General features: G+C 70.6%; 8 protein-coding genes and 1 pseudogene. 6 read left to right on the top strand and 3 right to left on the bottom strand.

The features are described 5' to 3' along the window. The coding region (gene dnaE, locus CSC64_RS13205) for a DNA polymerase III subunit alpha (protein WP_162435795.1) at window positions 1–3,389 on the bottom strand (3,389 nt) is incomplete at its 3' end. A 204-nt stretch (window positions 3,390–3,593) separates the two neighbouring features. Here dnaE and CSC64_RS13200 point away from each other — a divergent pair. The 6 genes from CSC64_RS13200 (at window position 3,594) to hutG (ending at window position 9,791) form a co-directional block, all read left to right on the top strand. After that, the gene (locus tag CSC64_RS13200; protein ID WP_162435794.1) at window positions 3,594–4,832 is read left to right on the top strand and encodes a DUF418 domain-containing protein; all 1,239 of its coding nucleotides are present in this window, start codon (window positions 3,594–3,596) and stop codon (window positions 4,830–4,832) included. Window positions 4,833–4,972: 140 nt separating this feature from the next. After that, window positions 4,973–5,686 (top strand): hypothetical protein, encoded by a 714-nt coding sequence (locus CSC64_RS13195; RefSeq protein WP_162435793.1) that lies wholly within the window; start codon window positions 4,973–4,975, stop codon window positions 5,684–5,686. Between the two features lie 68 nt (window positions 5,687–5,754). Continuing rightward, window positions 5,755–6,162, top strand: a complete 408-nt coding sequence (locus CSC64_RS13190) for a hypothetical protein (RefSeq protein WP_162435792.1) — start codon at window positions 5,755–5,757, stop codon at window positions 6,160–6,162. 144 nt (window positions 6,163–6,306) lie between these two features. Next, window positions 6,307–7,563, top strand: a complete 1,257-nt coding sequence (locus CSC64_RS13185; protein ID WP_238390046.1) for an NAD(P)/FAD-dependent oxidoreductase — start codon at window positions 6,307–6,309, stop codon at window positions 7,561–7,563. 49 nt (window positions 7,564–7,612) lie between these two features. Next, a complete protein-coding gene (gene gorA / locus CSC64_RS13180) occupies window positions 7,613–8,992 on the top strand; it encodes a glutathione-disulfide reductase (RefSeq protein WP_162435790.1) in 1,380 nt (459 codons plus the stop codon). A gap of 22 nt (window positions 8,993–9,014) precedes the next feature. Further along, window positions 9,015–9,791 carry an N-formylglutamate deformylase gene (hutG, locus tag CSC64_RS13175; protein WP_162435789.1) on the top strand — a complete coding sequence of 259 codons (777 nt, stop codon included), beginning with the start codon at window positions 9,015–9,017 and terminating at the stop codon, window positions 9,789–9,791. 207 nt (window positions 9,792–9,998) lie between these two features. Here the strand turns inward: hutG and fusA are convergent, their stop codons facing one another. Together fusA and CSC64_RS13165 are read right to left on the bottom strand one after the other, a co-directional pair. Then, window positions 9,999–12,059 carry an elongation factor G gene (gene fusA / locus CSC64_RS13170; RefSeq protein ID WP_162435788.1) on the bottom strand — a complete coding sequence of 687 codons (2,061 nt, stop codon included), beginning with the start codon at window positions 12,057–12,059 and terminating at the stop codon, window positions 9,999–10,001. A 266-nt stretch (window positions 12,060–12,325) separates the two neighbouring features. Beyond that, window positions 12,326–12,435: pseudogene (locus CSC64_RS13165) on the bottom strand (IS110 family transposase); the annotation flags it as partial.

Here is a 12,435-nt window from a genome sequence, read left to right as displayed (position 1 = left end):
GGGCGGTGGCGGGCGAGGACCGCGTCGATGCGCTGCCAGGTGGCGGGATCGCGCAGGTCCACGCGCAGCGACAGGCGCTGGGCGTTGTTCGCGCACAGCTGCTCGAAGTCCCAGGCCGCCTTCAGGCGCAGGCTCCAGCCGCCGTTGAACTCGTCCTCGCGCAGGCCGCCCTGGACCACCAGCACGCGGTCGCGCCCCAGCAGGCTGGACAGGTCGGCGGCGGCCTCGGCGAACACGCCGCATTCGAGCCGGCCGCGACCGTCCTCCAGCTGCACGAACACCTGGCTGTCGCCCTTGCGGCGGATCCCGACCACCAGGCCGGCGACCACCACCTGCACTTCCGGGCGCCAGCCGCGCTTCTCGCCCTGCGGCGCGGCGCCCCACAGCCGGTCCAGCTCGCCCAGGTCGCTGCCGACCAGTTGCCGGACTTCTTCGCGGTAGGGGTCGAACGGGTGGCCGCTGAGATAGTGGCCGAGGGTGTCGCGCTCGCCGTCGAGCAACTGGCGCAGGCTCCACTCCTCCGCCTCGGGCAGTTCCAGCGCCAGCGCCGGGCCGGCGTCGGCCGAGGGCATGCCGAACAGCGAGACCTGACCGGCCGCCGCTTCCCTGGCCATCTGGTCGGTGGCCTTGACCACTTCCGGCAGCTGCAGCATCAGCGTGGCGCGGTTGCGGCCGAGCGCGTCGAGCGCGCCGGCATTGATCATCGCCTCCAGCGCACGGCGGTTGAGCTTGGTGGTGTCCACGCGCCGGCAGAAATCGAGCAGGTCGCGGTAGTCGCCGCCCTGCTGGCGCTCGGCCACGATCGCCTCGCACAGGCCGCGGCCGACGCCCTTGATCGCGCCCAGGCCGTAACGCACGGTGTCGGCGGCCACCGCCACGAACATGTAGTCCGAATCGTTGACCGTCGGCGGCAGCACGGTGAGCCCGAGTCCGCGCGCCTCGGCCAGGAAGTCGACCACCTTCTCGGTCTTGTCCATGTCCGAGGACAGCGTGGCGGCCATGAACTCGGCCGGGTAATGCCGCTTCAGCCACGCGGTCTGGTAGGCGACCAGCGAGTAGGCGGCGGCGTGCGACTTGTTGAAGCCGTAGCCGGCGAACTTCTCCATCAGGTCGAAGATCTCGTCGGCCTTGCGCTCGTCGACGCCGCCCCTGGCCGCGCCTTCGCGGAAGATCTCGCGGTGCTTGGCCATCTCGGCCGGCACCTTCTTGCCCATCGCCCGACGCAGCAGGTCGGCGCCGCCGAGCGAGTAGCCGCCGACGATCTGCGCCATCTGCATGACCTGCTCCTGGTAGACCATGATCCCGTAGGTCTCCTCGAGCATCGCCCTGGTCCGCGGATCCGGATAGGCGAATTCCTCGGTGCCGTGCTTGCGCGCGACGAACGAGGGGATCATCTCCATCGGCCCGGGCCGGTAGAGCGCGTTCAGCGCGATCAGGTCCTCGAAGCGGTCGGGTTTTGCATCCTTCAGCGCGCGGCGCATGCCTGCCGATTCGAACTGGAACACCGCGCCGGTGTTGCCGTTGGCGAAGATGTCGCGGTAGGTCGCCGCGTCGTCCAGTGGCAGCGCGGCGATGTCCAGCGGCGGGATGCCAGCGCGGACGTGGCGTTCGTTGATCGCCTTCACCGCCCAGTCGATGATCGTCAGCGTGCGCAGGCCGAGGAAGTCGAACTTGACCAGGCCCACCGCCTCGACGTCGTCCTTGTCGAACTGGGTGACCGGGTTGCGGCCCAGGCCGTCGTGGTCATGTTCGGCAAACAGCGGGCAGAAGGTGTGCAGCGGTTCGGGCGCGATCACCACGCCGCCGGCGTGCTTGCCGGCGTTGCGGGTCAGGTCCTCGAGCTGGCGCGCCATGTCGAGCAGGTCGCGCACGTCTTCCTCGGCGCCGTAGCGCTGGATCAGCTCGGCCGAATGCATCTCCGCATCCTTGCCTTCGCCCATCGCATCCTTGAGCGAGATGCCCAGGATGTTCGGGATCAGCTTGGCCACCCCGTCGACGAAGCCGTAGGGGAAGCCGAGCACGCGGCCGGAGTCGCGCACCACCGCCTTGGCCGCCATGGTGCCGTAGGTGATGATCTGGCTGACCCGCTCGCGGCCGTACTTGCCGGCCACGTAGTCGATCACCTCGTCGCGCCGGTCCATGCAGAAGTCGATGTCGAAGTCGGGCATCGACACGCGTTCCGGATTGAGGAAGCGCTCGAACAGCAGGTTGTACGGCAGCGGGTCCAGGTCGGTGATCTGCAGCGCCCAGGCCACCAGCGAGCCGGCGCCCGAGCCGCGGCCCGGGCCGATCGGGATGCCGTGGTTCTTCCCCCACTGGATGAAGTCGGCCACGATCAGGAAGTAGCCGGGGAAGCCCATCGCGATGATGGTGTCGAGCTCGAAGTCCAGGCGTTCGATGTAGTCCTGGCGGGTCTTGCCGGGCGCCAGCGGATTCTTCGCCAGGCGCGCTTCCAGGCCCTCGTGCGACTGCTTGCGGATCCAGCTGTCCAGGGTCTCGTCCGACGGCACCGGGTAGGCCGGCAGCGCGTACTTGCCCAGGGTCAGTTCGAGGTTGCAGCGTTTCGCCAGTTCGAGCGTGTTGGAGATCGCGTCGGGCACGTCGGCGAACAGCGCCGCCATCTCTTCGCCCGACTTGAGGTACTGCTGCGGGCTGTAGTCGCGCGGGCGCCGCGGGTCGTCGAGCACGCGGCCGGAAGCGATGCATACCCGCGCCTCGTGCGCGTCGAAGCCGGCAGCATCGAGGAAGCGCACGTCGTTGGAGGCGATCACCGGGATCCCGCGCGCGGCCGAGGCGTGCAGGGCGAAGGCGTTGAACGCGTCCTCGCCGTCGCGGCCGGTGCGGGTCAGTTCCAGGCACAGGTTGCCGCCGAAGGCGCGCTGCCAGTCGGCCAGCTGCTGCTCGGCCAGGTCGTGGCGGTGCTCGCCGGCCAGGCCCCCGGCCAGGCTCTCGCGGCCGGCGAGCAGGACCAGGCCTTCGCCGCACTCTCGCAGCCATTCCGGCCGCACCGCCACGCCGCCCTCGGGCCGGTGGCCTTCCATCCAGGCGCGGGTCAGCAGGTGCGAGAGATTGAGGTAGCCGCCGTGGTCGCGGCACAGCGCGGTGATCCGCCAGGGCGCCTCGCCCGGGCCGGTCGCCACGGCCAGGTCGGCGCCGGCGATCGGCTTGATGCCCACCGCCTCGGCCGCCTTGTAGAACTTGATCAGGGCGAACAGGTTGTTGAGGTCGGTGACCGCCAGCGCGGGCAGGCCCAGCTCCACCGCGCGGCTGAGCAGGTTGGGCTGCTTGGCCTTGGCCGGGTCGGCCTGCTCGGGTTTCTCGGGCACGCGGATGGTCGAGTCCGCGAGCGAAAACTCGGTATGGAGGTGGAGGTGGACGAAGCCGGACATGCGCCGGGGAGCGTACCGGCGAGGGGGAGGGGGGACAAGGCTTGACGCCCGCCCCTCGGCCGGCTCGGCGCTCAACGCGACGCTTCCGGATCGGTTGCGTTTACCGCGCGCGCCTTCCGGCGTCTTCGGGTCGCCCCCTGAAGTGGGCTCCTACAGGGGGTGGGGGATGGGTCATGATGGCGCCCCCGGGGAAGGAGCCATGACATGACCGACGCCGCGTTGCAGCCCACCGCGCCGCAGGAACGCATCGCCACGCTGGACGTGCTGCGCGGGTTCGCCCTCGGCGGCATCCTGCTGATGAACATGGAGTCCTTCGTCGGCCCGGTGTTCCAGGCCAGCACCGGCATGGACCCGGCGCTGGCCGGCGCCGACCGCATCGCCGACGGGCTGGTCTATTTCTTCGTCCAGGGCAAATTCTTCACCCTGTTCTCGCTGCTGTTCGGCATGGGCTTCGCGATGATGGTCCAGCGTGCCGAGGTGGCCGGGCGCCCGTTCGCCGGCCTGTACTGGCGGCGCAGCCTGGCCCTGCTGGGCATCGGCCTTGCCCATTCGCTGCTGGTGTGGTCCGGCGACATCCTGGTGCCGTACGCACTGCTGTCGATCCCGCTGCTGGCCTTCCGCGATGTGCCGGCGCGCTGGCTGGCCTGGCTGGGCGTGGCCTGCTACCTGGCCGCGCCAGCCATGCTGATGGGCCTGGGACTGCTGTCGCTTTGGGTGCCGGGCTGGGATGCGCTGATGGCCGAAGCCGGCACGGAAATGGTCGGCATGGCCGAAGCACAGCGTCAGGCCTACGGCTCGGGCAGCTACGCGATGGCCGTGGCCCAGCGCGTGCGCGACTTCGGGCTGCTGCTGTCCAACCTGGTGGTGTTCGGGGTGATGGTGTTCGGCATGTTCCTGCTGGGCGCCGCGTTCACCCGCAGCCGCGCGATCCAGCGGCCGGACCTGCACCCGCGCCTGTATCCGTGGCTGCGCTGGGCGGTGCTGCCGGCGGGGCTGCTGCTGATGCTGGCCTCGTTCCTGATCGCGCCGAGCGTCTCGGTGATGAAGTTCGACCTGCACACCGGCCTGGCCCAGGCGCTGGGCGCGGTGGCCGCGGCGATGATGTGCCTGGGCTACCTGGCCTGGGTGATGCGCGGGCTGGAGGTGCCGAAGGTGGCCGGGTGGCTGCACCTGCTGGCGCCGGCCGGGCGCATGGCCCTGACCAATTACCTGGCGCAGTCGATCGTGTGCACGCTGGCGTTCTACGGCTACGGGCTGGGCTTCTTCGAGCACCTGCCGCGGTTCTGGCAGGTGCCGTTCGCGCTGGGTCTGTTCGCGGTGCAGGTGATGTACAGCCAGTGGTGGCTGCAGCGCTTCCGCTTCGGCCCGGCCGAATGGCTGTGGCGTTCGCTGACGTACTGGACGCTGCAGCCGATGCGTGGGGGCGCTTCGGCGGTGCGCTAGGCGCAGCGCGCCGCCTGCGGGGCGTCATGCCCTCGCATGGCCCTTCGGTCCAATGTCGCCGGACTCCGGGCTGCGCCACCATGCCGGGATCGCGCCACCGCCCGGGAGCCGCCATGTACCGATCGACCTGCATCCATGCGATGCGAACCGGCCTCCTGCTGGCCGGCCTGGCCGCGGCGGGGGCGGCGCCTGCCGCCGACGCCGGCTGGGACTGGATGGTGGAGCCCTACCTGTGGGCCGCCAGCATCGGCACCGACGTGCGGACCATCGATCCGCCGACCGAATCGGAGAGCGAATCGGCCTTCTCCGAGCTGGACGGCGTGTTCATGGGGCGGATCGAGGGCCGCAACGGGCAATGGGGCGCGTTCGCCGACTTCATCTACCTGGGCCTGTCGGACAGCTCGGACGGGCGCTTCGCGCACACCGAGAACGACATCGACGCGCGCCTGCTCGACGTCGCCGTCTCCTGGCGCGCCAGCGGCGAGCGCGACCGCGGCCTGGACCTGTTCGGCGGCGCGCGTTACGTCGACCTGGACCTCAACGTGCGCTTCGAGCCCAACAATCCGGCGCGCCCGCCGAGCAGCCTCGATGCCGGCGCCAGCTTCTTCGACGCACTGCTGGGCGCCCGTTACACCTGGGCCTTCCCCGGCCGCTGGGGCATGGCCGTGCGTGGCGACGCGTCGTGGGGCCAGACCGAAGGCACCTGGAGCGCATCGCTCATGGGCAGCTACCGCACCGGCAACGGCGGCTGGCTGTTCGGCTACCGCTACCTGGAAGGCAAGCTGGGCAACGACAACGCCGACGTGACCCTGGACCTGAGCGGCCCGGTGGTGGGTTACGCGTTCCGCTTCTGAGCCACGTCGCGGCGAGCGCCGGACCCGCCGCGACTCCTGCGCACCGGCAACTGGAAAGGAGAACTCCGATGCGACACCCGAATGAACTGGTCCGCGGCGCAGCCTGGAAGCTGCCGGCCGCATTCCTGCTGGCCTTCGCCGTGGCCACCGCCGCGCTGGCCAGTCCGTCCAACAAGTGGCGCGTGCAGCTCGGCGGCAGCGCCAAGGTGGATGGCGAGGTGGAGCTGTCGTTCACGCCGAAGGACGGCACCGCCAGCAGCGTGGTCGTGGCCATTCCCAAGGGCACCCACGAGAACAGCGCCGCGCGGCTGGTGCGCGATGCGATCAAGGCGCAGTTCGGCAAGGACGTCTACAAGGTGGAGACCGACGACGGCGAGGACGTGCTGGTCAAGAAGCGCGGCAAGACGCCGGACTTCGAGGTCACCGTCGTGCGCAATACCGCCGAAGGACTGCGGGTGAGCCTGGACCGCGAGTAGAGCGGGGCTTGCCCCGCTGCCTTTCGTGGTTGCTTCATGCGTGGGCAGCCGGGCAAGCCCGGCTCTACGTGGCGTGGGCAGCCGGGCGAGCCCGGCTCTACGTGGTGCGGGCAGCCGGGCGAGCCCGGCTCTACAATTGAACGGGTGAACCCTTCCCAAGACGACGTCCTCATCCTCGGCGGCGGTGCCATCGGCCTGGCCACCGCGGTCGCGCTGCTGGAAGCCGGCCGCGGCGTGCGCATCCTGGAGGCAGCCACGGTCGGTGGCGCCACCTCGCACGGCAACTGCGGCACGATCACGCCCGGCCACGCGCCGCCGCTGGCCGCGCCCGGCGTGCCCATGCGCGCGCTGAAATGGATGTTTACCCCCGACGCGCCGCTGTATCTCAAGCCGCGGATCGATCCGGCGCTGTGGCACTGGCTGCTGCGCTTCACCGCCCGCTGCAACCAGCGCGACTGGCTGGCCAGCAGCCGCGGCCGCGCCGCGATCCTGGACGATTCGCTGGCGCGGATGAAGGAATGGATCGCCCGTTACGGACTGGAATGCGAGTTCGGCGAAACCGGGCTGGACTACGTGTTCCGCGACCGGCGCAACTTCGACCATTACGCGCGCGAGTGCGGCCCGCTGCGCGAGCTGGGCATCGCCACCGAGGTGATCGACGGTGCCGACTACCTGCGCCAGGAGCCTTCGTTGCGCGAAGGCGTGGTCGGCGCGGTGCGCTTCCCCGGCGACGGGCACCTGCGCCCGGACCGCTACGTGGCCGAACTGGCACGGGTGGTGCGCGCGAAGGGTGGCGTCATCGAGGAAGGCTGCCGGGTCGAGTCGCTGGAACCGGGCGCGGATGGCGTGCGCGTGCGCATCGCCGGCGGAAGCGGGCGCGACGGCCGCGACGCGGTGGTGGCGATGGCGGCGTGGACCCCGGCGCTGATCCGGCCGCTGGGCCTGCGCCTGCCGATCCAGCCCGGCAAGGGCTACTCGATCACCTACGCGCGGCCGGCGCTGGCGCCGCGGCGTCCGATCGTGCTCAAGGACCGTTCGGTCTGCGTCACCGCCTGGGAAAGCGGCTTCCGCCTGGGCAGCACGATGGAATTCTCCGGCCACGACGCCACGCTCAACCAAGTGCGCCTGGCCGCGCTGGAGCGCGCCGCGCGCGAATACCTGCGCGAGCCGCCGGCGGCCACCGCGGTGCAGGAGAAGTGGTACGGCTGGCGCCCGATGACCTGGGACGACCTGCCCGCGCTGGGACGCTCGCCGGAACATCCCCACGTCTGGTTGGCGGCCGGCCACGGCATGCTGGGCATCAGCATGAGCGTGGCCAGTGGCCAGCTGGTGGCCGACCTGATGACCGGCCGCGCGCCGGCGATCGACCCGGCGCCGTACCGCATGGAGCGGTTCCAGTAGCGCCGCCGGGCCATTCCCGGCGGCGGCACGCAACAGCCAGGAGGAAAGCATGGCCCGCAGCGCAGGCGCGAACCCGCCGCCGGACTTCGACCTGGTGGTGATCGGCGGCGGCTCCGGCGGCCTGGCCGGCGCTTTCCGCGCCGCCGCGCATGGCGCGCGGGTGGCACTGCTGGAGCCTGGCCTGCTCGGTGGCACCTGCGTCAACCTGGGTTGCGTGCCGAAGAAGGCGATGTGGCTGGCCGCCGACCTGGCGGAGAAGGCCGCGCTGGCCGGTGCGCTGGGTTTCGGCGTGGGGAAGCCTGCGCTGGACTGGGACGCGCTGCTCGCGCACCGCCAGCGCTACATCGGCAACATCCACGCCAGCTACCGCCAGCGCCTGGACGCGGCCGGCGTGGCGTGGATGCCGCAGCGCGGGCGCCTGCTCGATGCCGGCACGGTGGAAACCGGAAGCGGCGAGTGCCTGCGTACCCGCCACGTGCTGCTCGCCACCGGCGGTCGGCCACGGCGGCCGTCGATCCCCGGCGCGGAACTGGCGGGGGTTTCCGACGATTTCTTCGCGCTGCGCCATGCGCCCGCGCGCGTGGCCATCGTCGGCGGCGGTTACGTGGCAGTGGAACTGGCCGGCGTGCTGCAGGCGCTGGGCAGCCAGGTCGAGGTCTTCGCCCGTGGCCCGCGCCTGCTGTCGGAGATGGACGGCGAGGTGGTGGCGCAACTGCAGGAGGACATGCGCGCGCATGGGGTGCGCCTACACCTGGCGTCGCCGGTACGCGCGCTGGAAGCGCAGGGGTCGCGCGTGCGGGTGCTGCACGAAGGCGATGGCGAGGCGACGCCGGAGGCATTCGACACGGTGCTGTTCGCGACCGGACGCCAACCCAACAGCGAGGGACTGGGCCTGGAGCAGGCGGGCGTGGCCACCGGCGCGCACGGCGAGATCGTGGTCGATGCGTACGAGGACACCTCGGCGCCGGGCGTGCATGCGGTGGGCGACGTCACCGGCAAGCTGGCGCTGACCCCGGTGGCCATCGCCGCGGCGCGGCGGCTGATGGACCGGCTGTTCGGCGGCCAGGCCGGGGCGAAGCTGGATTACGACGATGTCGCCACCGTCGTGTTCTCGCATCCGCCGCTGGGCACGGTGGGGTTGAGCGAGGAGAAGGCGCGCCAGCGCCATGGCGATGCGGTGAAGACCTACGCCGCCGGCTTCCGGCCGATGCTGCATGCGCTGGCGCAATCGCCGCAGCGCAGCCTGTTCAAGCTGGTGTGCGTGGGCGAGGAGGAGCGGGTGGTCGGCATCCACCTGCTGGGCGAGGCCGCCGACGAGATCCTGCAGGGTTTCGCGGTCGCGCTGAAGCTGGGCGTGACCAAGCGCCAGCTCGACGACACCGTCGCCATCCACCCGACCTCGGCCGAGGAAGTGGTGCTGATGCGCTGAAATGCGGGCGTACAATCGGCGCATGGACATCTACACCCTGCACCCGGGCACCGCGCCGCTGCTGGTCAGCCTGCCGCACGACGGCAGCGCGTTGCCCGAAGGCCTCGCCGCACGGCTCACCGATACCGCGCGCCGCGCGCCCGACACCGACTGGCATGTCTCGCGCCTGTACGATTTCGCCCGCCAACTCGGCGCCTCGATCCTGGTGCCGCGCCATTCGCGCTACGTAGTCGACCTCAATCGCCCGCCGGACGATACCTCGCTGTATCCGGGCCAGAACACCACCGGCCTGTGCCCGGTGGTGCAGTTCAGCGGCGACCCGGTGTACCGCGAGGGCTGCGAACCGGACGCGGCGGAGATCGCCGCGCGGGTGGAAACGTACTGGCGCCCGTACCACGCCACGCTCGACGCTGAACTGGCGCGGATCCGCGGCGAACACGGCCGCGCGGTGCTGTGGGAAGGGCATTCGATCCGCGGCACGCTGCCGTTCCTGTTCGACGGCGCGCTGCCGGAGTTGAACCTGGGCACGGCCGCCGGCGCCAGCTGCCGGCCGCAGCTGCAGCAGCGCCTGGCCGCGGTGCTGGCGGGGCAGGGCGACTACACGCACGTGGTCAACGGCCGCTTCAAGGGCGGCTACATCACCCGCCACTACGGCGACCCGGAAACCGGCGTGGACGCGGTGCAGCTGGAGATCGCCCAGCACGCGTACATGGACGAGGACAGCTTCGAGTACCTGCCGGAGAAGGCGGAGAAGCTGCAGGTGCTGCTGCGCCGCCTGCTGGAAGCGGCGCTGGCCTGACACCCATTGTAGGAGCCCACTTCAGGGGGCGACCCGATCCCGCCTGGGACACCACGCTCAACGCGACGTCTCCGGATGGGCCGCGTTCAACGTGGCTGCGTCCAGCCACGTGGGGTCGCCCCCTGAAGTGGGCTCCTACAGGTGGGAGCCGGCAACGCGGGCCAGCACGCGTGGGGGCCGGGCAAGCCCCCACGCCCTTGCCCGCCCTCAATCCTCCTCGTGCTTCGGCTTGTACGCTTCCACCAGCTTCTGCTGCACCGGCGGCGGCACCGGTTCGTAGTGGCTGAAATCCAGCGAATAGCGCCCCTTGCCGGCGGTCAGCGACTTCAGCTCCGCCGCGAACCCGTCCAGCTCCGACATCGGCACCTGCGCCTTGACCACGATTTCCCCGCGCGCCGAATCGGTGCCGGTGATGCGTGCGCGCCGCGAGGCCAGGCTGCCGGTCACGTCGCCCAGCTGCGCTTCCGGCGCGCCCACCTCCAGGTCCACGATCGGCTCCAGCACCTGCGCCTTCGCCTTGCCGATCGCATCGAGGAACGCCTTGCGCCCGGCGGTGACGAAGGCGATCTCCTTGCTGTCCACCGGATGGTGCTTGCCGTCGTACACGATCACCCGCACGTCCTGCAGCGCATGCCCGGAAATCGCACCGCCCTGCAGCACCTGGCGCACGCCTTTCTCCACTGCCGGCAGGAACTGCCCCGGGATCGTCCCGCCCTTGACCTCGTCGACGAACTCGAAGCCACCGCCGCGCGGCAACGGTTCGATCCGCAGGAACACCTCGCCGAACTGCCCGGCGCCGCCGGTCTGCTTCTTGTGCCGGTGGTGGCCCTCGGCCTTCGCCGAAACCGTCTCGCGATAGGCGATGCGCGGCGGCCGGGTCGTCACTTCCACCGCGAAGCGCTCCTTCAGCCGCTCCAGCATCACCCGCAGGTGCAGCTCGGACAGGCCGCGGATCACCGTCTCGTTGAGTTCGGCGTTGTGCTCGACCACGAACGCCGGGTCCTCCTCGGCCAGCTTCTGCAGCGCCAGCGACAGCTTCTGTTCCTGACCGCGGCTGGCCGCCTGCACCGCCAGGCCGAACATCGGCTTGGGAAACGCGGTCGGCGCCAGGCGTACGCTGTCCTCGTCGTGGCTGTCGTGCAGCATCGCGTCGAAGTGCAGGTCGTCGATCTTGGCCACGGCCGCTATATCGCCGGGGATGGCCTCGTCGATCTCCGCGTGCTCCCTGCCGCGCAGCTTGAACAGGTGGCCGACCTTGAATGACTTGCGGCCCTCGTCCACGAACAGCTGGGTGTCGCGCTTCACTGTGCCCTGGTAGACGCGGAACACGCCGAGCTTGCCGACGAACGGGTCGTTGACGATCTTGAACACGTCGGCGATCACGTGGCCGCGCGCATCGGCCTGGGTGTCCAGCGGCGCGTCGCCGTGGCCGTTGCGCTTGAGCAGCGGCGGCGGGTTGGCCTCGGTCGGGTCGGGGAACAGCCGTTCCGCGACCTGCAGCAGCTCGGCCACGCCGACCCCGCTGCGCGCGGAGACGAAGCACACCGGCACCAGGTGGCCTTCGCGCAGCGCCTTCTCGAAGGTGTCGTGCAGTTCCTGCGGCGAAAGCCCGGCTTCGCCGCCGTCGAGGAAGTGCTCCATCACCCCTTCGTCCACTTCCACCACCTGGTCGAGGATGCGCTGGTGCCACTCGGCCACCGGACCGAGGTCCGAATCGCCGCTGGAGGCGCCGAAGCAGTCGACCACGCGGCGGCCGCCGTCGGCCGGCAGGTTCAGGGGCAGCACTTCGTTGCCGAAGGCCTCGCGCAGTTGCGCCATCACCCGCGCGCAGTCGGCCTGCTCGTGGTCGATCTTGTTGACCACGATCGCCCGGCACAGGCCGCGTTCGCGCGCCCGTTCCATCAGGCGCAGGGTGCCGTGCCCCACGCCGGTGTCGGCGTCGACCACGATCAGCGCGGTCTCCACCGCCGCCAGCGCCGACAGCGCCGGCCCGCGGAATTCCGGATAGCCGGGGGTGTCGATGATGTTGAGGTGGTAGCTGCGGTCGGAAGTGGGCGCGTGGTCGATGCTGGCGATGGCGATGTCGATCGAATGGCCGCGCGCTTTTTCCATCGGATCGAAGTCGGACACCGTGGTGCCGCGTTCGACCGTGCCTGCCGTGGTCAGGGCGCCGCCGGCATGCAGCAGGGCTTCGAACAGGGTTGTTTTGCCGGCGCCGGGGTGGCCTGCGAGGGCCACGTTGCGGATGTCGTGGGTTGCGTAAGGCATGAGGCCGTTCCTCCCGTGTCTGGGTCTGAAGGGCCGTCATGGCTGTCCGGGCCGGGAGCGCGTGCCTGGAGTGCCGCATCGACGAGGCAGCCCGGGGCGAGGAAACCCGGCGGGCGGTCATGGCGGACGGGTACCTTAGCGCGTCCGCCGTTCAGGGAACGTTGCGCCGCACAACCGCGCGCCCGCAGCCCTCATTGCGACGCCGATCGCCCCAACGCCGCCGCGCCGCAAAACCACGCTACCGCTTTCTGTAGGAGCAACTGTCTTCAGGCCATCTCCTCGCGCCAGGGGGTGTTGTCCCGCGCCATGGCGTTGAGCCGGGTGAGCAGGACCCGCATGCAGGCCACCAGGGCGACCTTGGCGCACTTGCCCCGCT

Origin of the sequence: Pseudoxanthomonas koreensis (assembly GCF_010093225.1) — a bacterium.
GTDB lineage: Bacteria > Pseudomonadota > Gammaproteobacteria > Xanthomonadales > Xanthomonadaceae > Pseudoxanthomonas > Pseudoxanthomonas koreensis.
Note: the sequence above shows the minus strand (reverse complement) of the source record. Positions and strands in the feature narration are given on the sequence as shown.